The organism is Pseudodesulfovibrio profundus, assembly GCF_900217235.1.
Lineage (GTDB): Bacteria > Desulfobacterota > Desulfovibrionia > Desulfovibrionales > Desulfovibrionaceae > Pseudodesulfovibrio > Pseudodesulfovibrio profundus.
The window spans coordinates 1,450,604-1,477,428 of sequence record NZ_LT907975.1; the positions used below are offsets into that span (position 1 = coordinate 1,450,604).

Sequence of the window (26,825 nt, forward strand, 5' to 3'; positions counted from 1 at the left end):
GTTTTCTTTCATATGATAGACATACTCGACAAATTGAGCACCCTGGCCGCAAGGGGGTTGACCTTCCTTGCCGGACTGTTTCTCGTTGGCATGATGGCGCTGGCATGTGCCAACATGGTCTTCCGGGCGGTCTTGAACAATCCCATTCAGGGGACCTTTGAGATGATGGGCTTCATGGGGGCCGTGGTTGCCGCTTTTTCCCTGGCCTTTGCCCAGCGCCAGAAGTCACACATCGCAGTGGGTATCCTGCTCACCCGCTTTCCCCAATGGGTCAGACGCAGCGCCGATGCTCTCTCGTCGGCGGCATCATGCGGATTTTTCCTGCTCTGCGGCATGGAAACCTATAAATGGGCTTCCTTCCTGATCATGACCGGAGAACTCTCCGAGACCTTGCAGATTGTCTATCACCCATTTGTTTTTGCCGCCTCTGCCGGATGCTTTGCCCTTAGCTTCGTCCTGCTGGTCGACACCTTGAAAACCCTGACTGCCGAAAAGGTACAATAATGGACCCGATTACCGTTGGTATTGTCGGCACGCTGCTCCTGCTTGCCGTCATTTTCGTTCTTCGCATTCCCGTGGGCTTTGCCATGGCTATCATCGGGTTCGGCGGTTTCGCCTATGTACTCAACTGGAACGCGGCCACCGGCATGCTCGGAACAGAGTTGTGGAACGTGTTTTCCAAGTACGGTCTGACCGTTATTCCATTGTTCATCCTCATGGGGCAGATATGTTTTTACTCAGGCGTCAACGAGCGCCTGTACAAATCGGCCTATGCCTGGATGGGAGAGATTCGCGGCGGTATTGCCATGACCACCATCCTCGCCTGTGCCGGATTCGCCGCCATTTGCGGTTCCAACTCGGCAACAGCAGCCACCATGTCTACGGTTGCTTTGCCGGAGATGAAGAAATTCAAGTACAATCCGATCCTGTCCACTGGTTCCGTGGCCGCAGGAGCGACCCTTGGCGTCATCATTCCGCCTTCTGTGGTGCTGATCATCATCGGCCTTCAGACCAGCCAGTCCATTGCCCAGCTTTTCATTGGCGGCATGGTTCCCGGCGTGCTGCTCACCGCCTTGTTCCTCGGGACCGTCTGGTACCTGTGTAAAAAGAATCCTGACTGGGGTCCGGCCGGTCCCAAGACCACCTTCAAGGAAAAGTGTGCTTCCCTTCCCGGCTCCATCGAGATGATTATCCTGTTCATCCTGGTCATGGGTGGCCTGTTCCTCGGCTTCTTCACGCCGACCGAGGCTGGTGCGGCCGGTGCGGCTCTCGCCCTGCTCATCTCTGTGATTTCCGGGCAGATGAGCCTCAAGAAGTTCTGGATGGCGGTCAACGATTCACTCAAGATTTCATGTATGATCATGGTCATCATCCTTGGCGCCGTCATTTTCGGGCGCTTTCTGGCCATCACGCGCCTGCCGTTCGAGGCTGCCGGTTTCGTGGCCGGTCTGCCCATCCCGCCGCTGGTCATCATCATGGTCATCTGCCTCATCTATGTCATCGGCGGCATGGTCATGGACGCCCTTGCCCTGCTGCTGGTCACCATCCCCATATTCTTCCCGGTAGTGACGGCCATGGGCTATGATCCACTCTGGTTCGGCGTGCTGATCACCGTTGTCACCACACTGGGAGCCATCACACCGCCCGTCGGGGTAAACACCTTTATCGTGGCCTCCATGGCCAAAGATGTTCCAATGACGGATGTGTTCAAAGGGGTGACCTACTTCATGGTGGCATATTGCCTCTGTGTGGCGCTGATGCTCGCTTTCCCGGGTATCGTGACGTTCATCCCCCATTTGATGCAGTAGGTGGTTTGCGGTATCCTAAATGTCGGCCCTCGACCTTTAGAGGTGACATGATACCGCAACAATCAACCGACAACACGAGCAGAAAATGCCCAAAGCGCAGTTCGTCACCGTCACGCAGGCCGAATCCGGCCAGAAGCTGCTTCAGTTTCTGAAACGGCGCCTCAAGGGCGATGTCCCGCAGGGTGCCATCCAGCGCTGGATTCGCAAGGGACAGGTGCGCGTGGATAAGGGGCGCAAAAAGCCCTTCGATCGCATAGATGAAGGGCAGGTTGTCCATATTCCGCCCTATACTCCCGGTGAGGAGAAAATCGTTTCAACGCAAGGCACCCTCCCTATCGCCCATGAAGATGATCACATACTGGTCATCGCCAAACCCGCCGGGCTGGCCGTTCATGGCGGCGACAACATTGACGACTCAATCACGGCCCGCATTCGCGCCCGGTTCAGCGAAGCGGACTTCATGCCGACCCTGGCCCACCGGCTGGACAAAGACACATCAGGGCTCCTGCTGGCGGCAAAGGATTATCCGACCCTGACCACTCTCAACAACGCCTTTGCTTCCGGCACTGTCACCAAGCTGTACCTGGCGTGGGTCAATGGGCAGTGGCCGGAATCGGACACCACACTCGTTGAAGATCGCATGGAAAAACAGGGAACACCAGGCAATGAGACTGTCCAAACCGGATCAGGCAAGGTTGCCCGCGCCCGGATCACCCCGCTCATCACGGAACAGGACAAAACCCTGCTGGCCGTCGAACTGCTGACCGGCCGCACACACCAGATTCGCGTGCAACTGGCCTCCCGCGGCCATGCCGTGCTTGGTGACCACAAATATGGCAAAGGCCATGTGCGCGGCAATATGCGCCTGCATTGTTACCTCATGAGCACCGATGGGCAAACATTCACCCTCCCCCCCGACTGGAACGGCAAATGGCAGGTGCCGGACGACATCCTGCGCAATGCCCAACGCCTCGTTATCGAGTAGTCGGTCATCTGCCGACAGATGCAATGATCTGCCCTTTGTTGCGAACCCGGTCCAAAATGCGTATGTAGAGTTTATCTAGAAAACCTCAAAGGGGAACCAATGAAACGATTCATCATATTATCATTGATACTTGGCAGTCTGATCGGCCTGAATTTTCTCGGCGGGTGCGCAGTATACGACGTTGCCGTGGAAGAACGCAGTACCGGTGAATGGGTTGATGACAAACAAATCAGCTTCACCATTGAGCAGTCCTTTCTGGAAGACTCCCAGATCAAATTCCTGGATTTTGATGCCTACAGCTATCAGGGGCATGTCTACCTGATAGGTGAGTACGAAAGCCGTGAGCAGGTCAACCGTGCCGTTTACATCGCCAAGAACGTACAGGGCGTGCGCAAAGTGACAACCTACTTCCTCCCCAAGCGCTCTGACGACACCTGCGGCACCACGGACAACGTGGAACTCAACGCAAAGGTTCGCCAGAAGCTCATCGCGGACAAGAACATCTGGTCCACCAATGTGGATATCGAGATGCTCCAGTGCAAAGTCATTCTTCTTGGCATTGTCGCTACCCAGCAGGAAAAGGAAGCTGCCGAAAACCATGCACGCTCCGTATCCGGCGTTCGTGAGGTCAAATCCTACATCACGGTGAAGCCGTAGCATGATCAGCAAGCACCGCCGTTTGTCTACAGTTATCCTGTCCAGCATTGTGCTGGGCGGGACCTTACTGTTTGGCGGTTGCGCCTCCCACACGCCGTCGCCGCCACCGCCAGTTGTCAAAACAACACCGGCACAGGGCAAACGGGCAGCCGTACTCCGCACGGCGCGCACATTGATCGGCGCACCGTACAAATGGGGTGGCTATACGCCACAGATGGGCTTTGATTGTTCGGGATTCATCTGGTTTGTCTACCACCAGCACGGTATCAATCTCCCCCGCGTATCCTGGCAGCAGTTCGGTGCGGGCAAAGCGGTGGCCTATGACGCGTTGCGTCCCGGTGATCTGCTTTTTTACCGGGTCGACAAAAAGGGAAAGTCTCTGCACGTTGCCATTCTGACCGACAGGGGCACATTCATCCATGCCCCCAGCTCGGGCAAGCGAGTCATGGAATCCAGCCTAAACAACACATACTGGCACAAGCATTACATTGGTGCGCGCCGTATCCTCTAGCTGACACGGTTCAGAAAAGGCAAAGACAACGGCGTATCAAAATGAACACCCCATTCGAATGGGTAGGTCAGTTGTTGGTTTTGGTCCCTTTGTAGGTGAACGCTTTTTTGTCCATGGTATAGTATGAGCCGCGGTCAATCCCCACGGCCTTGCCGCACGGGCAATACACTTTCCCGTCCCGTTCTTCCATGTTGAAGATCTTGCGGATACGATCCTTGTGACAGCGGTGCACCTCGCCCTGCCCGATCTTATAGTATTTCCAAAGCTTTTGCCGACACGCGGCACATTTGAGGGTCAACATGGCAACAGACCTACCTCAAACCGGCGACAGGCTCAATCGGTTCATGGGGCTGATCACTCCCGCTCGAACTGAACCGTGGCCATCTCCGGAAAATCCCCCAGTCGTTTGGAAATTCCCGCCTGCAGGAATGAATCGACCCACCAGTAAATGTTGTTCTTGCGAATCTGGTCACGCAGGTTGGTCATGTGGAGTTTACGCTCGGCCTTGTCTCGGTGGATTGCCCGGTTCAGATCCTTGGCAATGCCTTCCATATCATAGGGATTGACAAGGTACGCGTCCTCCTGAAGCTGGGCAGCGGCTCCGGCAAATTCGCTCAGTACCAGCACACCGTCCTGACTGACATTGGCCGCGCAGTACTCCTTGGCTACAAGGTTCATGCCGTCGCGAAGCGGCGTGACCAACGCAATATCGGCAGCGCTGTAATACGCCACCAGCTCATCATGTGGGAAGCTCTTGTAATGGTAGTGTACAGGCACCCAGCCGGGGAAAGAGAATTCACCATTGACGCGCCCGACCAACTGCTCGATCTCGGTGCGCAGTTCCTTGTACTCGTCGACCTCTTCGCGACTGGGTACGGCTATTTGCACGAAATTCACACGGCCTCGCAGGTCCGGGAACATGCGGAACAGCGTTTGAATGGAGCGGATGCGCTCGGGTATCCCTTTGGTGTAGTCAAGACGATCCACCCCAAGGATAATTTTCCTGTGTCGGAGGGCTTCACGAATGTTAAAGGCTTTGCGGGCCACATCTTCATTTTCGGCCAGGCCATTGAACTGGTTGAAATCGATGGAGATGGGAAATGCTCCCAGGCGGAATTGACGATTGCCTGATCGGACCTCGACAACGGCTCCACTGCCTTCAATCTCGGTATCGGGCTGGAATCGACGCAGGCATTCGGCAAAGTTGTCTCTGTCCTGTGTCGTGTGGAATCCGACCAGATCGAATTCGGTCAGCGCCTGAATGACTTTCCAGCGCCACGGCAGTTTCATGAAAATATCGGGCGGTGGAAATGGAATATGCAGGAAGAAGCCGGTCTGTCTTTTTACCCCCATGGACTTGAGGAAAAACGCCTGATGCATGAGATGGTAGTCCTGAATCCAGATGTAATCATCGGGCGTGGTGCTTCGAGCGACCATCTCCGCAAACTTGAAGTTCACATCCAGATACATCCGCCAATATCGGGGATGAAAGCGACAACGGGTCTGAAGATCATGGAACAGCGGCCAGATTATTTCGTTGGAGAAACCGAAATAGTAACCGTCCACCTCTTCCTTGGTCAGCGGCACAGTGTACAGCTCATAGCCCGCTTTGGCGGAAAAATCGGCCAGCAGTGAATCGACATCGATCGACGGGTCGGAAGCGCCGGACCAACCGATCCAGACACCACCACGATTTTTGAGCACCGGAGCCAGTGCCGTGACCAGTCCGCCCGCACCGCCCTGCACAGTCCACTCATCACCGTCCTTCTTGAGGGTGGCCGGGAGCCTGTTGGAAACCACGACCAGTCGTTGTTTGCCGCCTACCATGTCTGTGCATCCTCCTTTGCAATCTTTCGTAACATCTTTTTCTTCCATGCTATGTGGTAACGGTCTTCGACAATCATGGCAAGGGAGGAACAAATTGACATGGAAAAATATCACCCGGGACTGTTGACACCCGGCCTGTGGGTATTATCTCTCTGCGCAGTCGATAAGAATACACCGCACCGCGGTGAGATCATTTTCATTATAAAGGAGAGTAATCATGGGTTTGAAACCACTCAATGACCGTGTCATCGTCAAGAGAAAAGAAGAAGAAGAAAAGACCGCCGGGGGTATCTACATCCCTGATTCCGCCAAGGAAAAGCCGCAGGGTGGCGAAGTTGTTGCCGCCGGTCCCGAATGCAAGACCGTCAAGGCCGGCGACTCCGTACTGTTCGCCAAGTATGCAGGCAGCGAGTTCTCCGTGGATGGTGACGAATTGATCATCATGCGTGAAGACGACATCCTGGGTGTCTTCGCATAAATTCGGCCTGTTGAAACGGAATACAAACACAGATTTTCAAGGATAAGCATACAATGGCAAAAGCTATCGATTACAAAGCTGTAGCTCGTGAGGGCATGCAGAACGGCGTAAATATCCTGGCAAACGCAGTCAAGGTTACCCTCGGTCCCAAGGGCCGTAACGTCATGTTGGAAAAAGCCTGGGGCGCACCTCAGGTAACCAAGGACGGCGTCACCGTCGCTGAAAAGATCGACCTGGAAGACAAGCTCGAAAACATGGGCGCTCAGATGGTTAAGGAAGTCGCTTCCAAAACCAATGAGATCGCCGGTGATGGTACCACTACCGCTACCATCCTTTCCCAGGCCATCTTCAACGAAGGCGTCAAGCTCCTGGCAGCCGGACGCAACCCCATGTCCCTGAAGCGCGGCATCGACCTCGCCGTGGATGCGGTTGTGGCCGAACTGGAAGCACTCGCCAAACCGGTGAACAAGTCTTCCGAAATCGCTCAGGTCGGCGCCATCTCCGCCAACAACGACTCCACCATCGGTGAAATTCTCGCCGAAGCCGTGGAAAAAGTCGGTAACAACGGCGTTATCACCGTTGAAGAATCCCAGGGCTTCGCCACCGAACTCGACGTTGTCGAAGGCATGCAGTGGGACAACGGTTGGCTTTCCCCCTACTTCGTCACCGATCAGGACAAGCAGGAAGCCGTACTGGAGAATCCCTTCATCCTGCTTTCCGAAGGCAAAATCTCCAACATCAAACCTCTCGTACCCATCCTCGAAGCCGTTGCCAAAGCTGGTCGTCCCCTGATGATCATTGCTGAAACGGTTGAGAACGAAGCGCTGGCCGGTCTGACCATCAACGCCATGCGCGGCGCCCTGAAGGTCTGCGCAGTCAAGGCTCCCGGTTTCGGTGACCGCCGCAAGGAAATGGTTCGCGATATCGCTATCATGACCGGCGCCAACGTGGTCTCCGAAGACACTGCCGTGACCCTCGAATCCATCAAGCCGGACGATTTTGGTACTGCCAAGAAGGTTGTCGTCGGCAAGAAGAACACCGTCATCGTTGAAGGTGCCGGTAGCAAAGAAGTCGTTGAGCGTCGTTGCGAAGAGATCAACAACATGATCGCCAACGCAGCCAGCGACTACGATCGCGAAAAGCTGCAGGAACGTCTGGCCAAGCTCGTCGGCGGCGTCGCTGTCGTCAAGGTCGGCGCCCCCACTGAAATCGAAATGAAAGAGCGCAAGGATCGCGTCGAGGATGCCCTCAACGCCACCCGCGCTGCAGTGGACGAAGGCATTGTTCCCGGCGGTGGCACCGCTCTGGTTCGCGCAGGCCGCGTACTGGAAACCCTCAAGGGCAGCAACGACACCGAACAGGCCGGTATCGCCATCGTAGCCCGCGCCATCGAAGAGCCCCTGAAGCAGATCGCCAACAACTGCGGTCTCGAAGGCACTGTTGTTGTCGAGAAGGTCAAGAAGCTCGAAGGCTCCAATGGCTACAACGCCCGCACCAACGAGTACGTTGACCTGGTCGAAGCCGGTGTCATCGATCCCAAGAAGGTCACCCGCATTGCACTGCAGAACGCTGCAAGCGTTTCCTCCATGCTGCTGACCACCGAGTGCGCCATCTCCGAAGCCGTTGAAGACGAAGACTAACCTCTACGCCATCAATCATCCAAAGGCCGGGTATTGTACCCGGCCTTTTTTTTGTTGATAGCCACCTCTCGGGCAAAGGCAGCGCAACATGATCTGCCCTTTCCTTCTTCCCTCCATGCACAGCTTGAATCCATCAGAAAAACGGGATAATTCTACCACATGTCATTCTTCTCACGATTCGTGCAACACTCCGTTAAAGGACAAAAGAATTTCGAGCGTGCTCGCAGTGCCGAAGAGCGCGGAGAGTATGCCAAGGCCAAAGAGTTTTTCGAGCTGTCGGTGGATGCCTACGACCACTACCTCGCGCAGCAACGAGACAAAGGGAAACAACCATTCCCATCTCATCTGGTCATGGCCGGCGTAGGCTTTGTACGACTGGGCCGTAACGAAGACGCTCTCACGGTTCTGGACGAATGCATTCGCCGCAAGGAAATACCGGACGCCTATCTGCACGCCGGATATGCCGCAGCCAAGCTGGGACGAAAGGATGATGCCATTGCATATTGGGGAGCATATCCTGCATGGATTGAGCAGCCTGTCATCCACGAGGCGCTCCGAGAAGTCCTCAACTCTTTGCGCCAAGACCGATCGTCACTTGATGACGCCTGCCTTGTGATGGCCCAGGCAATCCACCGACAGGACAAGGACAACGCCAAACTGCGCAAGGGCACCCCGGATCAGCACACCATTCCCGCCAATCGCGGCTACTAAATTGCATCTCATGCGCACCAAGTTTCAAAAGCAGACGGATCCACGCTTCTCAGGAGTAACCATGTACCGCCTTATCTTCACCGTTCTTTTTATGCTCTGCACCATCACTCCAGCCCATGCCGAGAGGACGGTTGTCGGCACCGGCATACCTGAAAAGGACATTGAAAACCTTCAGAAAGCGGTTGATGGAGGTGGTACCCTTCTGCTCAAAGGGAAATTCGACCTTGGTGAAACCGGTCGGATCACTATCCGCAAAAATATTACCGTTACCGGAGAACTTGATGGGTCGGACCTGCCCGTCACCATCATCAAGGGCGGCCTTTGGTCATTCTATTCTCCCCTGCCGGTCAAGGGGGCTCCACCCGCCAGCAAAGGGCCGCTCATTGTCATTAAAGGCATTCATTTCAAGGAAGCAAAGGGGACACCACTGCACTTCCCCCACGTGGGCGGAGTCAATGTGGAGAACTGCACCATCTCCGACATTCGCCCCCAGACGCTGGATATCCGCTGGAGTGATGGCGACAGCTTGCTGTTCCAAGCCGGTATCGTTGTCGGCAATCGGCTGGAAGACCGATCCAAACGGATCAAGCGGGCAGCCATGGGCACTATCCGCATCGACAACAACCGATTCTACATGGAAACAGACCGGCCTCGCCGCACAGCAGGCTATGGTGTGATGATTGACTGGACATGGGGAGCAGACGTTGCCGTCACCAACAATCGCATCGAACGCGCATCACGCAATGGCATCGAGATACTCGACAACGTGCTTGGCGCCGATGGCAAAGGAAACATCAGGATAGACAACAACCGAATAATCACGGCCAATGAGGGCATCCCCTACCCGCACAAATATGGGCCGAACGGAATCGTGGCCGGGTGGTATTTCGATACGTCCGGCGGAGTCAATTTCAATCGCAATAACCGCATTTCGCTGACAGGTAACAGAATCGAGGTTCGCGGCGAGGCATCTACAGGCATGCTGCTTTATGCCAACGACATCGTTGCGACCTGCAATGATGTCATTGTGGCCGGAGGCAGTGAAGCGCGCGGCATAGTCCAGACAGGGTCACGCGGCTTCTTTGCCAACAACAGAATCCGTGGCGAAGGCCGGTACGCTATGTACTGTCACCCGTTTGAGGCGCTCAAGGCCATCAGCAACACCTTTGCCTGGACCAACGTTAATGATTTCATCGGTATCAAAGGGCAGATCCTGCTGGGCGGCAGCGTCAATGTCGTGATCGGCAGCAATCCCTCATTCGTGGATAGAGGGAAAGGAAACCGTCTGGTTGAAGCCAGCCCGTGCTCGCTTCCGGAAATGGCTCCGGAAGATGAGGCATGGTAGTAACCGCATGAACCCAGGCGGATTTATCCCCAGCCAGCACTGCACCTCCATACGGTTTTCAGAGTGAAAGCAGCTACGCTCATCAATAATTGATGCTCCTTTTTCCTTCCAGAGAGAAAGAAGCACCCTGCATGAACACCAATATCTCGTGCGTATCTAGACTTGAATCTCCCTATTAAGTGCATCATTACGAGGCCATAGGAGAGACACCCCTTTTTCTCACAAACAGGGTTGACAAAACACTCATTGCTCAATATTAATTGAAAACGATTTTCAACCTCAATTAAAACCTGGAGAGAGATATGTGCGCAGCATTAGTAGGCGGAATGGATAGACTGAAACGTGATTACATGAATGAAGCCAAGAAAAACGGCGTCAAACTGAAGTGCTTCACAGGCAAGGAACGCAAGATTTCCGGCACACTGGGAAACGTGGATTTTGTGGTGCTTTTTACGAACAAAGTTTCCCATAAGGCTCGCAAGGATGTGCTGACGGCACTGCGCGGAAAGGATATCCCCGTTATCCAGCGCCATTCCTGTGGTATCAGCTCCCTTCGTGAAGTCCTGGACGAGGCAACCGCATAATGATGAGACAGTTACTTTCATTACGATGAATGGGCGATGCGCTAAAAAACACATCGCCCTTTCACAGTAAATGTCTGTTGATGATGTCTATAGATTTTCCCGCCACTCCCGAATCAGATTGATGACCTTTCCGGTCAACTGGTTGAACTCAGGCTTGGTAACCTGGGCATCGGCCATGACAGCCTTCCCCTTATGCAGCACGGACTTGGAAATGAGAGAGGAAAAGAGAGCGACCGGTAACTGCTTGAGGATCGGGTCTTCCTTGATCCGCCGAGTCAAAGTGTAACCATCCATCTGCGGCATCTCGACATCCGAGACCACCACATCAAGATGATCGAGCGGAGAGCCGCCCTGCTCCTGGACAATTGCCTTGATCTTACTGAACTTCTCCCATGCTTCGGCCCCATCACCAACCACTTCAATCTCGAAATTGGCATTACTAAAATTCTTGCGGAGCAGTTCGCGAACCGAGGTGGAATCATCAGCCACCAGTGCTCGGTAGCGTTCATCGGACACGACATCCGAAAGCTGTGCCTGCGTGTTACCGGATTCATCGAGGTCAGCCAGCACCTGCTCCAAGTCGAGCATGAGAACAAAACGGTCATTGATCTTGACGGTACCAGTAATGCAGTTCGATTCCATTTTGGCGAAATACTTGCTCGGCGGCTCGACTTCGGCCCAGTTGACCCGATGAATCTGCGTCACCCCAGAAACGAGAAAACCGGTAATCATTCCATTGAATTCTGTAACGATGATCGGTTCATTCTCATCCTTCGCCTTATCGACATCCAGCCATACCGACAGATCGACCACCGGCAGAATCAAGTCGCGTAATGGGATGGTGCCCAAGAAGCTCGGATGAACAGCCGCCTCGGAACCTGTCAGCCCTTCCGGAGCCTCGACAACTTCCAGCACCTTGGCGACGTTTACACCAAAATAGTGTGTTTCGATTGAATCGCCACTGGTCTCATGAATGAAAAATTCAATTATTTCAAGCTCATTAGTGCCGGTTTCTAGCAATATGTCCTGTTGACTCATTGATCCTCCTAGGGCCAGTCGTGCCAATTACATAATCTATATCACCCTCACATAGTGAGATGAATGATTTTTTTACACTTTTCCCAAAGGTCACTAACAAGGTCAAATAAAAAGAGCCGTTTCGCTCTCGGCAAAACGGCTCTCAAGATACGTAGACAGACTCTCTAGGAAGAAACGGCTCCAGCGCACATCTGTTCGGCAAGAGTCAACATTTCCCACTGTACCGGCTCTTCGTGCTTGACCGATTTCTGCAACGTTGCTCCGACGACTTCGTCCCAATGAACAGGAGAAACACCCACTCTCGGACAACGGGTCGTCAGATCCGAAGGGGCCAGTACATGACCGGCAGGAAGATCGCGCGAGAAAACAATGCACTTGCGAAGCTTTTTGGCAGCCGCCTGTTCTTCCGGAAAGACATTCTTACCCTTCACGCACATGGCACGCTCGACCTCACGAATCATGGTGACCATGCTGGTCAACTCAGCTGGCTCAAGGGACGCCTGATGATCGGTACCCTTCCAGGTTTTGTCCATGGTGAAGTGGCGCTCGACAACACAGGCGCCGAGCGCTGCGGCACCAACACTGGGACCAATGCCCTTCTCGTGACCGGAGTATCCGACAGGCAGCCCGTAACGTTCACGAAGAGCGTCCATGACCGGCAAACCGATTTGTTCTTCAGGACATGGATAGCGGGAGTTGCAGTGCAGCAGGACGACCTGATCGTGATAATTGCGGATTTCGCTCAATGAAACATCGATATCTTCGAGGGAACTCATGCCAGTGGAAAGGATGATAGGTGTCCCGGCTTTGGCGTACTCACGCACCAGCGGTACGTTGACCAGTTCCGCCGAGCTGATCTTGAGCAACTCGACATCCAGATCAATGATCTGTTTGAGACTAGGCGCATCCCAGGCTGATGCAAAAAAGACAAGCCCCTTGGACTCGCTGTACTCCTTGAGCTCGGCCATCTGTTCGATAGACAGCTCAAGAGCATTTCTGTGCTCTCCGTATGTCGGCCCAAAGCTGTTGCAGCCGGTATACGGAGCAGCCCGCCCTTCTCGGGTAAGCAGGGCTTCCATATCCCGCTTTTGAAATTTGACGGCCTGAACACCGGCGGCTGCGGCTTCGTCCACCATCTGCTTGGCGATTTGGAATTCGCCTTGGTGGTTGTTACCGATCTCAGCGACGATGAAGCATGGATGACCTTCGCCAATGGTGACGCCGGAACGAAGAGTGATGGATTGAATCTGTTTCATAATTAAAATCTCACGATTTGAAACCCGCGCTTTTCAGAGTACGGCTTAAGTTGCTCGAAAATTTCATCCTGCTTGCCAAAGGAGGTGATGACTACTGCATCGCACTCCACCTGATCAATGACATGGGGAGCAGAAACAACATGTCCGTGGAATAACTGCCCCTGCTTTGTGGTGTCATTGTCCAATAAAGCCATTATATGAAAATCCGTATCACGCAAAGCGGACAGGACAACTTCGCACGTTTCAGAAGCGCCGAAAAGAGCCAACCTTACTTTGCCTTCCATCAAAAAAGAACTCAGGCGGTTGACCACGAAATCCTTGATGGTCGTGTACAGTCGGACGGTTTCCGAGGAATAATCCGAGAACATCTGTCGACGCGATTGGTGCCCGGCATCCGTCAACGTATAGCGATAGCTCTTGCCATTGACCGGCATGAACTCAACCAACCCTTCCGACTGCAATTGCTTGAGGTACTGATTCACCATGGCACCAGAAAGGTTGAGGCGGCGCCCCAGCTCGAACTGAGAAAGCCCGGAATCCCGGGTCAATGCCTCCAATATGGCGAGTACGCGGGTAGACTTGCTCGGTTTGAGATACAGCCCGTCCGTGATCAACATTCCCTTATTTCCATTTGCAACTAATTCGGGCATTATGTCCATTCCATTCGCTCGGTCAATAATTCATCGACTTGCCAGCACGTTACAATGCTGAGTCTAGCACACTAGTCGCGCACTGTAAGCCTGTCAACAAAAGGGTTCTCGCCAATTTCAACATTCCCGGATCGATAGATTGCTTTCTCTGGCCGATTCAAAAATCGTTGATATAGTGAATAATCGGTCATCGAGCGATTTTCTTTAGCCAATGGCAATTTTTTCCTTCCGAGAGGGCGCATCCTGTGTTGCAAGAACTCAGCCAAAACAACCGCAACAAGAGAACTCAGCAAGTAACCAGCCGTTGTTTCATCTTTTTTTTAAAAAGTAATTACTTTAACACATCCATTAACTGAAAGATCGATCCACCTTGTCCATTATCCTGTCAAAAAACAGGCAACAACGCCTCGGGAGGTACGCCATTGTTGACCCGCGAAGTTTGCTATTATAAGGTCTCACCGTCTTTTTTTTACATTACCATTTAAAAGGATGATTTGATGGAGCAGAAGGAGCCAATCCAGCGGCCGTGGCTGAAGTCCTACGACCCGGAAGTACCAGCAACCATTGACTACGAAAAAGTCCCGCTTTTCCGCTTCCTGGACCGTGCCGCACACAAGTGGCCCAACCGCAAGGCGATCGTCTTCAAAAACTGGTCGATCACTTACGGCAAGCTCAAGGAGCAAAGCGAAGTCGTTGCTGCCAATCTCAGAGCGCAAGGTATTCGCAAGGGCGATCGTGTCGCCATGATGCTGCCCAACCTTCCCCAGACAATCATCGCCTTCTGGGGCGTTATCCGTTGTGGCGCCATCGGGGTCATGACCAACCCCCTCTACATGGAAACGGAGATCGTCCACCAGTTCAATGATGCAGATGTCAAATGCTGCATCACACTGGATTTGCTCTGGCCGAAGCTCAACAAGCTCCGCCCTTCCATTCCGGTGGAAAAGTTCTTTATCACCACCATCGGAGAAGGACTGAAGTTTCCGCTCAACATTCTGTACAAGCTCCAAGCAAAAAAGAACGGCACCTCGCCCAAAGTGGACTATGACAATACCGAGGTATTCCCATTCAAGGCCCTGACCAAAGGGCGCGAACGCTACACGGACGAAAAGGTTTCAGCCGAGGACACCGCACTCCTTCAGTACACAGGCGGTACAACCGGAGTGGCCAAAGGGTGTATTCTCACGCACTTCAATCTGGGGGCCAACCTTCAGCAGTGCCAATCCATGATGCACACGCTGGGACAACAAAAAGAAACGTTCCTCGGCATCCTCCCCTATTTCCATATTTATGGACTGACCACCTGCCTGACGTGGCCGACCTCCATGGGCGCAACGCTGACGCCGTTCCCCCGTTACGTGCCACTTGACGTACTCAAAGGGATTCACAAACTCAGACCCACTGTTTTCCCGGGTGCTCCTTCACTGTATATTTCCCTTCTGCAGCAAAAAGACATTGGCAAGTACGACCTGTCCTCCATCAACTGTTGTGTATCCGGCTCTGCGCCCATGCCTGTTGAGCACATGGAGCAGTTTGCCGAACGCACAGGCACCGCCATATCCGAGGGGTACGGTCTGACCGAAGCATCACCTGTCACACACTTCAATCCCATCAAAGGGGTTCGGAAGAATGGCTCCATCGGCCTGCCCTTCCCGGACACCGATGCCAAGATAGTGGATAAGGACCTGGGTGGAGAAGCACTTCCTCCCGGCGCCAGGGGTGAGCTTGTCATTCGCGGCCCCCAGGTGATGAAAGGGTACTACAATCGTCCGGATTCCACGGCCGACGTACTGCGTAACGGCTGGCTCTACACCGGTGACATTGCCTACATGGACGAGGAAGGATATTTCTATATTGTGGATCGCAAGAAAGACCTGATCATTTCCGGCGGCTACAATATCTACCCGCGCGAGATAGATGAGGTATTGCACGCACATCCCAAGATCGAAGAAGCGGTCAGCGTGGGCATCCCCCATGATGCCCGTGGTGAAATCGTGAAGGCATACGTTGTCGTCAAGGATGGCGAAGAGCTTTCCCGCAGTGATGTCATAGGATTCTGTCGCGAAAAGCTTGCCAACTACAAAGTTCCAAAGCGCGTTGAATTTCGCAAGGAACTCCCGAAAACCATGGTCGGCAAGGTACTTCGCCGCGCCCTCCGCGATGAAGAGGCTGCTAAGCTCGAAGCCCGGAAAAATCGCAAAAGGAAAACACGTGAAGAGTGAAAATGTTGTTGAGCAACGTGGTGAAGTAGACCGCGCAATGCGTGAACAACTGCACGGGCATCGCGCAATAACCCTCTGGTTCACAGGATTGTCTGGATCTGGGAAATCCACCATTGCTCATGCGGTAGAAAAGCGTTTGTACGACCAAGGGGTGAAAGCCTATACCTTTGACGGAGATAACGTCCGACATGGGTTGTGCGGAGACCTCTCCTTTTCACCAGAAGGGCGCTCGGAAAACATCCGCCGCATATGCGAGATGAACAAACTGTTTCTGGATGCCGGAATCATCTGTCTTTGCGCATTCATCACGCCCCGACACGAAGAGCAGGAGAAGCTTCGCCAGGCCCATCAGGATGGCGACTTTTATCTCATTCATACGGACTGTCCTGTAGAGGTATGTGAAGAGCGCGACGTCAAGGGAATGTACAAGCTCGCACGAGAAGGCAAGATCAAAAACTACACCGGCATCAGCGCACCATATGACAGGCCGGAAAATCCTGACCTGCGTCTGACCACCGACACCATGCCGCTCGATGAATGCGTGTCTGCCGTTCTGAGGCTAATCGAGTCAAAAATCACTCTTTAACCATTACCTAATATAATAGAATATCTTTTTTAAGCCCCGCTTTTTGCGGGGCTTTTTTTGCCAACAACGCCTCATTTCTAGCAACAGCCAATCTGCAAAAATAACAATTATGAGAAAACACCTTCGCTGTTTATTAAATTTTTACGAATTTTCCTCCGGCAGAAGCGTGAAAATACGAAATAAATTCAAACATACTACCACATTTGCAAAAATGTATTAGCGAAAACCCCTTCACTCAGCCCTTCAATTGGTGTATTGCACAAGCTAGTCAATGAAACTGGTATCTGTAATTCCTATGAGAGGAGGAGTAATGAGAAAAGAGTTTAGTAAATTCGGGATGTTGACACTGTCACTCATTTTGAGTGCACTCATCTGCGCACCGGCTTTTGCAGCCGACGCCATCAAAATAGGCTTCAACCTGCCACTGACCGGTGATATCCCCGAAGTTGGCGACGGTTCCAAGAAAGCTGCCGAGATGTACCTTGAAGACATCAATGCCCAAGGCGGTCTGGAAGTTGGCGGCACAAAGTACCCCTTGGAATTTGTCTACATGGACAACGAATCCAAAGCTGAATCCGCTGTTAACGTCGCCCTGAAACTCATTGAGCAGGAAGATGTCATCGCCATTATCGGCCCCAACTCCTCCAAGCAGGCTGTTCCTGCCGGTGGTACCTGCAACGACAACCGCACCCCGATGATCACCCCGTGGTCCACCAACCCGGACACCACCAAGGACCGTCCCTGGGTTTTCCGTGCGGCCTTCCTTGATCCGTTCCAGGGTCCGGTTGTAGCTGACTTTGCCGCCAAGAAGTTCGGCGCCAAAAAGTCCGCTGTTATCTTCGATATTTCCAACGACTACGCAAAAGGTCTGGCTGAAATTTTCAAGAGCTCCTGGGAAAAGAAAGGCCTCGGCCCCGTCGTTGCTTTCGAATCCCACGGCACCAAGGATCAGGACTTCTCTGCACAGTTGACCACCATCATCGCTGCCGAGCCTGATTTCATCTTCATCCCCAACAACTACAACCAGGTTGCCCTGATCGTTCAGCAGGCACGCGACCTCGGCTACACCGGTCCCTTCATGGGTTCCGATGCCTGGGGCACCCCTGATCTGGTCAAGTTGTGCGGCGATGCCTGTTACAACAACTACTTCTCCACCCACTACGCCGCTGCCGGCGCCCAGGGTGCAACCAAGGAATTCATCGATCGCTACGAAGCAAAATATGGCGATACCCCTGCTGACTATGCTGCTCTGACCTGGGATTCCATCGGTATCCTGATCGAAGCCATCAAGAACGCCGGCAAGGTTGAAAGCAACCCGCGCAAGATGCGTAAGGCTGTCCGTGAAGGCCTGGCTGCCATCAAGTCCTTTGACGGCATCACCGGTTCTTCCAAGTTCGATGCACAGGGTGACCCCATCAAGTGCGCCGTAGTCGTCAAGATCACCGACAAGGGTGAATTCGTATTCGAGGAATCTGTCTGCCCCTAACCGGCTGACTGCATGATTGATCAAGGCGGGGACCTTCCGGGCCCCGCCTTTTTGTCAACCAAACGGGCACATTCGTTCGTCGATCCGCCCAAAACAGAAAAGAAATTTCTCAGGAAGTAGAATCGTGGACTTTATCATTCAAAACATCTTGAATGCGCTCCAATGGGGAAGCTTCTACGCACTGATCGCTCTTGGTTACACTTTGGTGTACGGCGTACTGCGTTTGATCAACTTCGCCCATGGAGACATCTTCATGGTGGGCGCGTACATCGCGTTTTTCCTGTCCGGCACGATGCTCGGTCCCGCTCTGGGGTTCTCCCCGCTGGTGACCTTCGCGCTGGCAATCCCCCTGACCATGGCCCTGACCGCCTGTGTGGGTGTAACGCTTGAACGCATTGCCTACCGCCCCTTGCGCCGCAAAGGTGCACATCGCCTTTACGTGGTCATCACGGCTCTCATGTGCGGGCTTATTCTGGAATACTCCAACCTGGCCGTTCTCGGAGCCAGCCGCCTCAAATTCCCCGAACTCATCGAAAAGACCATCTGGAATATCGGGGGCGTCACCTTCACCAACCTCAAGGTAATCGTCATCGTCGCAGCCGTTGCCGTATTTGCCTTCCTGAATTTCATTGTCACCAAGACCAAGATAGGCATGGCAATGCGGGGAATCTCGTACGACAAGTTCGCCATTCCCCTCATGGGCATTCCCATCGACACCATCATTGTGTTCACGTTCATTCTCGGTTCCGGTTTTGCCGGGCTGGCCGGACTGCTGTTCGCCATGTCCTACCCGATCCTTGAGCCGTTCATGGGCATGATCATTGGCTGGAAAGCGTTCATCGCTGCGGTTGTTGGTGGTATCGGTGACATTCGCGGCGCCTTCTACGGCGGCTTCCTGTTGGGCTTCATCGAAGTTGGTGTTGTCACCGTCTTCCCGTCCACCTACCGCGATCTCTTCGCCTTTACTATTCTGCTAATCATCCTCTGGATCAAGCCAACCGGATTGTTCGGTATGCCGCAATCCACCAAGATCTAGCTGGAGACAACCATGCAGAAATACACATTCAACATACTTCTGGCCTTCTGCGCCGTGGTACTGCTGGTACTTGCCCAGTTCCGGATCATCGACAACTACATCCAGGCAGTCGTCATGTTTGTGGGCATCAACATCATGATGTCCACCAGCCTGAACCTCGTAAACGGCAACATGGGTGAATTCACCTGTGGTCACGCTGCCTTCATGTGCGTCGGGGCTTACGTGTCATCCATCCTTTCAGTCCTGTTCTTCGGCAGCAAGTTCGGTGATCCCATGTTCCCTGAGGGCATGGTATACATCATCTTCCCGATCATCATTCTGATAGGTGGAGCCATGGCAGCCATAACGTCCATACTCGTGGCGCTCCCATCCTTTAAAACCCGTGACGACTATCTGGCCATTATCACCATTGCGGTAAACTACATGGTCATTTCCGCCATCGAAAACATGGATTTCATCGGTGGTTCCCGCGGTTTTCAGGGCATGAAAGACACGGTTTGGGCCATGGTGGACAACACGCCGTCATGGATGATGGGCGAGAACGACTTCCCATGGGTGCTGCTCTACGTGATGCTGTTCACAGCGTTCACCATCTGGGTCATCCGCCGGTTCATCTCTTCCACCTACGGCAAAGGCGTCAACGCCATCTGCCAGGATGAGGTAGCCGCCGAAATCATGTCGGTGAACACCAACAAGATCAAAACCATCAACTTCATGATATCCGCAGGACTCGCCGGTTGCGCCGGTGGCCTGTTCGCGCACATCATCGGGTATGTAAACCCGCAGTCCTTCAACATCCTCAAGTCCACCGAAGCCATGGTCATGGTTTACCTCGGCGGCATGGGGTCCCTGTCCGGAGCGGTCATCTCCGCCATCCTGTTCACGGCCCTGATGGAGGTACTGCGTTCACAGGCCATCATTGATGTGCTCACTTCGCCTGCGACTTTCATCTTCCCCGAGTGGGAACCCTCCGCAGGCGTCATCAAGTGGGTGATCATTCCGCTGATGCTGGTTCTGATCATGCAATTCCGCCCCGAAGGACTTCTGGGCAACAAGGAGCTGTCGGACGTGTTCCCGAAACTCAAAAAATACTACACGTTCAAATAAGGGGGCGACATGTCTTTGCTTACTATCGACTCCCTGACACAACGTTTTGGCGGCCTGCAGGCCGTATCGGAATTCAGCGTTGAGATGAAAGGCGGCGAACTGATGGGACTTATCGGTCCCAACGGCGCCGGCAAGACCACCATCTTCAACCTGATTTCCGGCTTCTACCAACCAACCGAAGGGTCCATCACCCTCAATGGCACACCCACCGCAGGCTTGCGGCCGCATCAGGTCACTTCCCTGGGGGTTGCCCGGACATTCCAGAACATTCGCCTCTGGCACGACATGACTGTTCTGGACAACATTCGTATCGCCCAGCATTATCGCATGGGATACTCGGTGTGGGATTCCATCATTCGCGGCAAGAAATACCGCGAACGTGAAGCGCGAATCCTTGAAATTGCCGAGGAGTTGCTTGAGGCCATGTCCCTCTCTGACTATGCGTTGGAGTACCCGAAAAACCTGCCATACGGCCTCCAGCGCCGCGTGGAGATAGCCCGCGCCATGTCCATTCGCCCGAAGCTGCTGCTTCTGGATGAACCTGCCGCCGGCCTGAACTCGTCTGACGTGGAAGAGCTGATCAAGCTCGTCAGCTGGATTCACGAAAACTTTGATATCACCATCTTCATGATCGAACACCAGATGAAGGTCGTGACATCGTTGTGCCAGTGGATCAAGGTCATTGACTTCGGCGCCACCATTGCCGAAGGCACCGCTGAAGACATTCAATCCAACCCGGCCGTCATCAAGGCCTATCTTGGAGACGACAACATATGAGTACTCCACTTATCGAAGTCGAAAATCTGTACGTCAAGTACGGCAATATCGAAGCCCTGCACGGCATCAACTTCACCGTGGGCGAAGGCGAAATCGTCACCCTTATCGGCGCCAATGGAGCCGGCAAGTCCACGACGCTCATGTCCATTGCGCAGTTGCCGCCGCCCGAGGCTCCCAAGGTCATCAAAGGCGATATCCGCTTCAAGGGGCAATCCATCCTTGGCATGTCCCCGGATAAAATCGTTGCCGACCTGCACGTAGCTCTGGTTCCCGAAGGACGTCATATCTTCGGCAACCTGACCGTTGAGGAGAACCTCAAGCTGGCCACATACGCCCGCAAAGACTCGCAGGCCGACATTCAGCGGGATTACAACCGCGTCTATTCCCTGTTCCCGCGCCTTGACGAGCGCAAGAAACAGCGCTCTGAATCCTTGTCCGGCGGTGAACAGCAGATGCTGGCAGTTGGGCGCGCACTCATGTCCGCATGCCGCGTCGTCATGCTTGATGAGCCGTCAATGGGCCTTGCTCCCCTGCTCATGTACGATATGTTCCGCGCACTCAAAGAATTGAACGAGGAAGGCATGACCATCCTGCTCATCGAGCAGAACGCCAAGCTCGCTTTGGACTTTGCCCACCGCGGATACGTTATCGACACAGGTGAAATTGTAGCCGAAGGCCCCAGTGCCTCACTGATGGACGATCCAGAGGTCAAAAGAGCCTATCTGGGCGGCTAAAATCAGTAAAAACGATCAAAAAAATGGCGCTCCGACAAATCCGGGGCGCCTTTTTTTATTTCATAGACTTATACCCGTCTAGGTTCCACAAAATGTCTGCCTGACGATTTCTTCCGGCTTGGGAGGATTCCTGTACTCATGATATGCGGGTTGATCATCATACGGATTTTCTAGAACCTCGATCAGCCGGTGCGTCAACGTATAGTCACCATCATCTTCGGCTGCCCGGATTGCCTGCTCGATCCTGTGGTTGCGCGGAATATAGGCCGGATTGACCTGACGCATGCGTTGCATGCTCTGATCCGGGGTTATACCTGCTCCATCAAGGTAACGCTCCCACTCACCGAGCCAGGACGTAATAGCCGCTCCATTGATGAACAAACCGGAAAAGGTATCAAGATCTTCGGCAAGCGTTCGGAAAGCAATCGTAAAATCAACGTGATCCGCATGCATAAGGCGAAGCAACTGTCGAGCATGCTCAAAGCCCTCCTCCGTATCCGGTAAACCGATCTTTTCCGTGAGCACCTTTTGATAACTCTGCTTGAAGATGGAAGAGAAGGTCTCAAGGGTGGTCTGCGCCACGCTTCGTGCTTCATCTTCATTTTCGCTAAGCAGTGGAAGGATACATCCGCCGAAAGCCGCCATGTTCCATTGCGCGATGGTCGGCTGGTTATTGAATGCATATCGGCCGAAATGATCGATGGAACTGAACACCTTGTCCGGCTCGTAGGTATCCATGAACGCACACGGGCCATAGTCTATGGTCTCGCCGCTAATAGCGGTATTGTCCGTATTCATGACGACATGGATGAATCCCACCCCCATCCAGCGGGCCACAAGTTCTGCTGTGGCAATGCAGACCAAACGATACAGGTCCAGATACGGTGTGCTCGACTTCCTGGCAGCCGGGTAATGCCGCTCAATGACATGATCAGCCAGTAACCGAACAGCTTCCCAGTCCTCACGCGCTGCAAAGTATTCAAAGGTTCCGACACGGACCAGACCGGATGAAACACGAGTCAGTACGCCTCCCGGTGTGGGCTTTTCCCTGAGCACGATTTCGCCTGTACTGACCATTGCCAGTGAGCGCGTTGTAGGAATGCCCAGCGCATGCATGGCCTCACTGACGATATATTCTCGCAATACCGGCCCAAGGGCGGATCGCCCATCGCCAGCACGCGAAAAACGCGTCTGTCCCGAACCCTTCAATTGAATATCGTACCGCCTTCCCTTCTCAGTCAGCACCTCTCCCAACAGGACTGCACGGCCATCACCCAGTTGCGGAACAAATCCTCCGAACTGATGCCCTGCATACGCCATGGCCAGTGGCTCTGCCCCATCCGGCACCTTGTTGCCAGACAGAATGGCCGCCAACTCAGTAGTATCCTCCGGGAGGTCGAGTTCCATAGATTGCATCAAAGGTCGATTCAACCGTATAAGCTCAGGCTCATTGACCAGAACAGGGTCAATACGTTCATAGAATCGATCGGGAAGGCGTGCATAACTATTATCAAATCGCATAGGTGCTCCTGACTTTTCATTACTATTACTTCTTATAGTAATACGTATCAGACAAAAATCCACCTTTGTATGCAATCGTCCATGTGACTAGCAACGGTATGCAATGAAAAAGGCGCGCCATATGTCTATGACGCGCCTTGGGCATTCATTCTGATCGGCTGCTGCCGATGCGAAATTAATCTTCGATGACAGTAGCCTTGTTGATGAAAACCGGCTCAACAGGAACATCGTCGTGGAAACCGTTACGCCCGGTAGGTACTTCCTTGATAGCATCAACGACTTCGGTGCCTTCGACAACTTTGCCAAAAACAGCGTAGCCCCAGCCCTGAGGGGTCTCTGCGGTGAAGTTCAGGAAACCATTGTCCTTGACGTTGATGAAGAACTGGGAAGAGGCAGAATGCGGATCCATGGTACGGGCCATAGCCAGGGTGTAGCAGTCGTTCTTCACACCATTGTTAGCTTCGTTCTTGATGGGCTCACGGGTCGGCTTTTCATTCATGTTCTCATCCATGCCGCCGCCCTGAACCATGAAACCATTGATGACGCGGTGGAAGATCAAACCGTCGTAGAATCCGTCTTCAACGTACTGCTGAAAGTTGGCAGCGCTGATGGGAGCCTTGTCGAAGTCCAGTTCGATGACGATGTCGCCCATGCTTGTTTCCATTTTGATCATATTCATTCTCCTTTGTACCGGAAGGTCCGGTGTAATGTCGTTTATAGTGAGTCTGAGGCGTTTGACATCTCACACATCATAGCTCTTCAATATTCTCTTCAGGTGGCTGGACCGTCTTGCGAACCTCTACCTCTCCAGGCTCTCCATTGGAATTCACACCTGTAGAAGGCTGAACCGAAAGTGGAGACCCCAGACGCAGGACATTGGTATCCATAACCTGATCAGTCTGTGGCCGAGCCACTTCCGACTGCTTGGGCGCGTACGGGTTTTCCGGCTGAAAATGCACCGGTGCCGGACGATCCAGAAATGCGGTCACAAAGAAGGCAAGCGCCATCCCGGCCACTATGGGCTTGAGAACCCGAATGAGTGGAGACCGACGTTTCATGATAATCAATTATCCTTTGAGTACCTTGGCGATGGTCTTCTGGTCCTCTTCCTCAAGGTACGGGTGCATGGGCAGGCTGAAAATACGATCAGCCACGGAATCACACACAGGGAAATCACCCTTGGAGTAGTTCAGATCAGCAAATGCCTTTTGCTGATGCAACGGCTTGGGATAGTAGATGACCGAAGGTATATCATTTTCGCGAAGCTTGGTCATCAGCTCCTCTCGATGGGCGCTGTCGTTGGCAAGCAGTGAGTACTGGGCCCAGACAGAGGTATTGCCTTCTGCCACCTTCGGAACAACCAGATCAGGAACGTCACTCAGCAGTTCTGCATACCGATCAGCAGCCTGCTGCCGCTTTTCGATCTCATCGGCGAAAATGGCGAACTTCGCGAGAAGGACCGCCGCCTGCATGGAGTCGAGGCGCCCATTGATGCCAAGACGCACGTTCTCGTACTTGTCCTCACCCATTCCATGTACACGGATGGAGACAAGCAGCTTATGCAGCTCATCGTTTTGCGCGAAGACCATACCACCATCACCGTAACAACCAAGCGGCTTGGCCGGGAAGAAGGAGGTACATGCGACATCGCCCAGCGAGCAGACAGGTTTACCCTTGTAGGTAGCGCCAAAAGACTGTGCTGCATCAACGATGAGGAACAGCCCGTTATTGTGAGCCAAAGGCTCTATACGGTCATAATCAGCCGGTTGACCGAACAGATCAACGGCGATCACCCCTTTGGGTGTCAGGTCCTTGCGTTCATTTTTGACGTAGCGAACCTTGCGGCGGAGGTCGTCGGGATCAATATTGAAGGTGACCGGGTCGATATCGACAAATACCGGCGTTGCACCAAGCAGAGCAATGGATTCTGCAGTCGCCATGAACGTAAACGGGGTCGTGAAAACGGCATCACCCGGTCCAACCTCAAACGCCATCAGCGCCATGATCAGGGCATCAGTTCCCGAGGCACATCCAACAGCATGCTTAACGTCAGAAAAATCGGCAAGTTGGTCTTCGAGTTCGGTTATCTCCGGTCCCATGACATATGCGCCATGATCCAACACACCATCAATACCCTTTTTAACCGCCTCTTCAACACGCTGATATTGCGCTTTCAGATCGATGAAAGGAATTCCCATATTCTAACTCGCTTTGTTTATAACTATCTGGGTGGGACATACCATCTTCCTAGCCGGTCCCACAACGCTTTCGCCTTTATAGATCGCGTGACTCGCGAAACAGCTTGGCAGCCTCTACGAATCGAGGAGCCCACTCAGGTACGGCAAGGGCGTGGGTGTGATTGTATCCTGCAAGCGTATTGTTTACATGCAGGCCGTCCCAACCGATGCCGACCCCTTTGCCCCTGTCCATGCGCATGGCATAATCGAGAGCTTCTTTCTCTTTATCCAAACACACGGAATAATGAAATTCATGACCTAAAACACGGCCACCTTCTGGAAAAAAGACAGTGTCCCGAACCGCGACGGCTTCTGTATATCCCAACCCCTGTGGGCGCTGACAAAAGGTAGTCCCCACCGGGAATACACCTGCCATGGGATAGGTATTGTCATCTGTCTTGAGGTAATCACACAACACCATGAAGCCACCGCACTCCGCATACACCGGAGCACCGGCCTCGGACAAGTGCCGCAAGGAATCGAGAACACCCCTGTTTTTGGCTATGCGATCGGCAAAAACTTCTGGGAAACCGCCACCAATATACAGCCCATCCACTTCGGGCCACGGTTCATCCGACAACAGGCTCAGACGGACAAGTTCGGCCCCTGCGTGTTCCAGTGCCTCAAGGTTCTCCGGGTAATAAAACCAGAGAGCGGCATCGTGGACGTAACCGATACGAACATTGCGAGGCTTGGGATCGCCAGGAAATAATTGGGGAACCTGTTGGGACGTAGCAGGTGCAGCAGAGGCAATTTTCAGAATCGCTTCCAGGTCAAGCCACTCCTCAGCCATGGTCGCAAGCGCATCCAACGCTTTTTGTTCGCTTCCGTAATCAGTACCGTCGTACTCCTGGTCTGACATCAACCCCATGTGACGCTCCGGAATAGGGTTATCCTTGAGCTTGGGAAGCATGCCCAGCACTGGTATGTCGGTATGCTCCTCGATAGATTCCTTGAGGACGGAGCGATGCCGTTCGCCGGCAGTTCTGTTGAGGATCACACCGGCCAGATTCAACCCCTGCTCGAAATGAACGCACCCTTGCACGATGGCGGCAACAGTTCGCGTCATCTTGGTACAATCAATGGTCAATATGACAGGAGTATCAAGCTTGCGCGCCAACTCAGCCGTGGAACAGCTACCATGTCGATCCTTGCCATCGAACAATCCACGGTTGCCTTCTATCAGGCTGATATCACGACCGGCGGACTTGTGGACCAGCAGGGACTGCAACATGGAGTCGGTATGAAAAAACGGGTCAAGATTAGAACAGACAGAATCTGCAGCCAGACCAAGCCATTTGGCATCAATGTAGTCAGGGCCTTTCTTGAAAGGGGCAACTCGTAAGCCGCGCAGATGAAACGCGCGAGCAAGGCCCAGGGAGACAATAGTCTTCCCGGTACCGCCGGATAAACCGGCTAAAATAAATCTGGGGATTGTTATCGGCACAGGTTGTTTTGAAGCTATGAGCCTAAAAGGCTCGCATTCTGAAATCAGCACACCGCACCCGGCAGCGCTCTAGACCGTGCTCCCGTGGAGCAAACTTTGACTGCCAAATACATAAATACGCAGGCGCCCAGAATCAAGAAAAGCCTTGCCCGGAAACGGGCAAGGCCTTGTGATCCGAACTT

At 53.3% G+C, this 26,825-nt stretch carries 27 protein-coding genes; 17 read left to right on the top strand and 10 right to left on the bottom strand.

What is annotated here, in order from left to right:
- Positions 1 to 12: 12 nt before the first annotated feature.
- The 5 genes from DPRO_RS06940 to DPRO_RS06960 all read left to right on the top strand — a co-directional run bounded on the left by DPRO_RS06940 (position 13) and on the right by DPRO_RS06960 (position 3,961).
- Entirely contained in the window at positions 13 to 504 is a 492-nt protein-coding gene (locus tag DPRO_RS06940) for a TRAP transporter small permease (protein ID WP_097011389.1), read from the top strand.
- Entirely contained in the window at positions 504 to 1,808 is a 1,305-nt protein-coding gene (locus tag DPRO_RS06945) for a TRAP transporter large permease (protein ID WP_097011390.1), read from the top strand. The genes DPRO_RS06940 and DPRO_RS06945 overlap by 1 nt, the downstream gene beginning before the upstream one ends.
- 85 nt (positions 1,809 to 1,893) lie before the next feature.
- Positions 1,894 to 2,793 carry an RluA family pseudouridine synthase gene (locus DPRO_RS06950; protein WP_097011391.1) on the top strand — a complete coding sequence of 300 codons (900 nt, stop codon included), beginning with the start codon at positions 1,894 to 1,896 and terminating at the stop codon, positions 2,791 to 2,793.
- Positions 2,794 to 2,892: 99 nt separating this feature from the next.
- A complete protein-coding gene (locus tag DPRO_RS06955; protein ID WP_097011392.1) occupies positions 2,893 to 3,450 on the top strand; it encodes a BON domain-containing protein in 558 nt (185 codons plus the stop codon).
- A 1-nt stretch (position 3,451) separates the two neighbouring features.
- Complete coding sequence (locus DPRO_RS06960; protein ID WP_097011393.1) at positions 3,452 to 3,961, top strand: C40 family peptidase; 510 nt, start codon at positions 3,452 to 3,454, stop codon at positions 3,959 to 3,961.
- Positions 3,962 to 4,028: 67 nt separating this feature from the next.
- On the opposite strand, the gene DPRO_RS06965 is transcribed toward DPRO_RS06960, so the two are convergent.
- On the bottom strand, positions 4,029 to 4,262 hold the full coding sequence (locus DPRO_RS06965; RefSeq protein WP_097011394.1) for a hypothetical protein: 234 nt from the start codon (positions 4,260 to 4,262) through the stop codon (positions 4,029 to 4,031).
- A 53-nt stretch (positions 4,263 to 4,315) separates the two neighbouring features.
- Entirely contained in the window at positions 4,316 to 5,788 is a 1,473-nt protein-coding gene (locus DPRO_RS06970) for an alpha,alpha-trehalose-phosphate synthase (UDP-forming) (protein WP_097011395.1), read from the bottom strand.
- A gap of 217 nt (positions 5,789 to 6,005) precedes the next feature.
- Here DPRO_RS06970 and DPRO_RS06975 point away from each other — a divergent pair, with 217 nt between their 5' ends.
- The 5 genes from DPRO_RS06975 (at position 6,006) to DPRO_RS06995 (ending at position 10,546) form a co-directional block, all read left to right on the top strand.
- On the top strand, positions 6,006 to 6,266 hold the full coding sequence (locus DPRO_RS06975; RefSeq protein WP_097011396.1) for a co-chaperone GroES: 261 nt from the start codon (positions 6,006 to 6,008) through the stop codon (positions 6,264 to 6,266).
- A 53-nt stretch (positions 6,267 to 6,319) separates the two neighbouring features.
- Complete coding sequence (gene groL, locus DPRO_RS06980) at positions 6,320 to 7,906, top strand: chaperonin GroEL (protein WP_097011397.1); 1,587 nt, start codon at positions 6,320 to 6,322, stop codon at positions 7,904 to 7,906.
- 180 nt (positions 7,907 to 8,086) lie between these two features.
- Complete coding sequence (locus DPRO_RS06985; protein ID WP_162291154.1) at positions 8,087 to 8,617, top strand: tetratricopeptide repeat protein; 531 nt, start codon at positions 8,087 to 8,089, stop codon at positions 8,615 to 8,617.
- A 61-nt stretch (positions 8,618 to 8,678) separates the two neighbouring features.
- On the top strand, positions 8,679 to 9,962 hold the full coding sequence (locus DPRO_RS06990) for a right-handed parallel beta-helix repeat-containing protein (RefSeq protein WP_097011399.1): 1,284 nt from the start codon (positions 8,679 to 8,681) through the stop codon (positions 9,960 to 9,962).
- A gap of 302 nt (positions 9,963 to 10,264) precedes the next feature.
- Positions 10,265 to 10,546: a DUF2325 domain-containing protein gene (locus DPRO_RS06995; RefSeq protein WP_097011400.1), complete on the top strand. Its 282-nt coding sequence runs from the start codon at positions 10,265 to 10,267 to the stop codon at positions 10,544 to 10,546.
- An 87-nt stretch (positions 10,547 to 10,633) separates the two neighbouring features.
- Here the strand turns inward: DPRO_RS06995 and DPRO_RS07000 are convergent, their stop codons facing one another.
- The 3 genes from DPRO_RS07000 to DPRO_RS07010 form a co-directional block, all read right to left on the bottom strand.
- Complete coding sequence (locus DPRO_RS07000) at positions 10,634 to 11,584, bottom strand: chemotaxis protein (protein ID WP_097011401.1); 951 nt, start codon at positions 11,582 to 11,584, stop codon at positions 10,634 to 10,636.
- Between the two features lie 164 nt (positions 11,585 to 11,748).
- Positions 11,749 to 12,840 (bottom strand): N-acetylneuraminate synthase family protein, encoded by a 1,092-nt coding sequence (locus DPRO_RS07005; RefSeq protein WP_097011402.1) that lies wholly within the window; start codon positions 12,838 to 12,840, stop codon positions 11,749 to 11,751.
- Positions 12,841 to 12,842: 2 nt separating this feature from the next.
- Positions 12,843 to 13,490 carry a winged helix-turn-helix domain-containing protein gene (locus tag DPRO_RS07010; protein ID WP_097011403.1) on the bottom strand — a complete coding sequence of 216 codons (648 nt, stop codon included), beginning with the start codon at positions 13,488 to 13,490 and terminating at the stop codon, positions 12,843 to 12,845.
- 497 nt (positions 13,491 to 13,987) lie between these two features.
- Here DPRO_RS07010 and DPRO_RS07015 point away from each other — a divergent pair, with 497 nt between their 5' ends.
- From DPRO_RS07015 to DPRO_RS07045, 7 genes are all read left to right on the top strand, one after another.
- A complete protein-coding gene (locus DPRO_RS07015) occupies positions 13,988 to 15,712 on the top strand; it encodes a long-chain-fatty-acid--CoA ligase (protein ID WP_097011404.1) in 1,725 nt (574 codons plus the stop codon).
- On the top strand, positions 15,702 to 16,298 hold the full coding sequence (cysC, locus tag DPRO_RS07020; protein WP_232005733.1) for an adenylyl-sulfate kinase: 597 nt from the start codon (positions 15,702 to 15,704) through the stop codon (positions 16,296 to 16,298). Before DPRO_RS07015 ends, cysC begins: the two co-directional genes overlap by 11 nt.
- Positions 16,299 to 16,635: 337 nt before the next feature.
- Positions 16,636 to 17,784, top strand: coding sequence for an ABC transporter substrate-binding protein (locus DPRO_RS07025; RefSeq protein WP_407681404.1), 1,149 nt, complete (start codon positions 16,636 to 16,638; stop codon positions 17,782 to 17,784).
- A 124-nt stretch (positions 17,785 to 17,908) separates the two neighbouring features.
- Complete coding sequence (locus DPRO_RS07030; RefSeq protein ID WP_097011407.1) at positions 17,909 to 18,820, top strand: branched-chain amino acid ABC transporter permease; 912 nt, start codon at positions 17,909 to 17,911, stop codon at positions 18,818 to 18,820.
- A 12-nt stretch (positions 18,821 to 18,832) separates the two neighbouring features.
- On the top strand, positions 18,833 to 19,927 hold the full coding sequence (locus tag DPRO_RS07035; RefSeq protein WP_097011408.1) for a branched-chain amino acid ABC transporter permease: 1,095 nt from the start codon (positions 18,833 to 18,835) through the stop codon (positions 19,925 to 19,927).
- 9 nt (positions 19,928 to 19,936) lie between these two features.
- Positions 19,937 to 20,704: an ABC transporter ATP-binding protein gene (locus tag DPRO_RS07040; RefSeq protein WP_097011409.1), complete on the top strand. Its 768-nt coding sequence runs from the start codon at positions 19,937 to 19,939 to the stop codon at positions 20,702 to 20,704.
- Complete coding sequence (locus DPRO_RS07045; RefSeq protein ID WP_097011410.1) at positions 20,701 to 21,438, top strand: ABC transporter ATP-binding protein; 738 nt, start codon at positions 20,701 to 20,703, stop codon at positions 21,436 to 21,438. Before DPRO_RS07040 ends, DPRO_RS07045 begins: the two co-directional genes overlap by 4 nt.
- A gap of 78 nt (positions 21,439 to 21,516) precedes the next feature.
- On the opposite strand, the gene DPRO_RS07050 is transcribed toward DPRO_RS07045, so the two are convergent.
- From DPRO_RS07050 to DPRO_RS07070, 5 genes are all read right to left on the bottom strand, one after another.
- Positions 21,517 to 22,959: a protein adenylyltransferase SelO gene (locus DPRO_RS07050; RefSeq protein WP_097011411.1), complete on the bottom strand. Its 1,443-nt coding sequence runs from the start codon at positions 22,957 to 22,959 to the stop codon at positions 21,517 to 21,519.
- Positions 22,960 to 23,134: 175 nt separating this feature from the next.
- Positions 23,135 to 23,632, bottom strand: coding sequence for a peptidylprolyl isomerase (locus DPRO_RS07055; protein ID WP_097011412.1), 498 nt, complete (start codon positions 23,630 to 23,632; stop codon positions 23,135 to 23,137).
- Positions 23,633 to 23,708: 76 nt separating this feature from the next.
- On the bottom strand, positions 23,709 to 24,017 hold the full coding sequence (locus tag DPRO_RS07060) for a hypothetical protein (protein ID WP_097011413.1): 309 nt from the start codon (positions 24,015 to 24,017) through the stop codon (positions 23,709 to 23,711).
- 9 nt (positions 24,018 to 24,026) lie between these two features.
- Positions 24,027 to 25,157: a DegT/DnrJ/EryC1/StrS family aminotransferase gene (locus tag DPRO_RS07065; protein WP_097011414.1), complete on the bottom strand. Its 1,131-nt coding sequence runs from the start codon at positions 25,155 to 25,157 to the stop codon at positions 24,027 to 24,029.
- A gap of 76 nt (positions 25,158 to 25,233) precedes the next feature.
- Positions 25,234 to 26,637 carry a cobyrinate a,c-diamide synthase gene (locus DPRO_RS07070; RefSeq protein ID WP_407681405.1) on the bottom strand — a complete coding sequence of 468 codons (1,404 nt, stop codon included), beginning with the start codon at positions 26,635 to 26,637 and terminating at the stop codon, positions 25,234 to 25,236.
- Positions 26,638 to 26,825 lie beyond the last annotated feature (188 nt).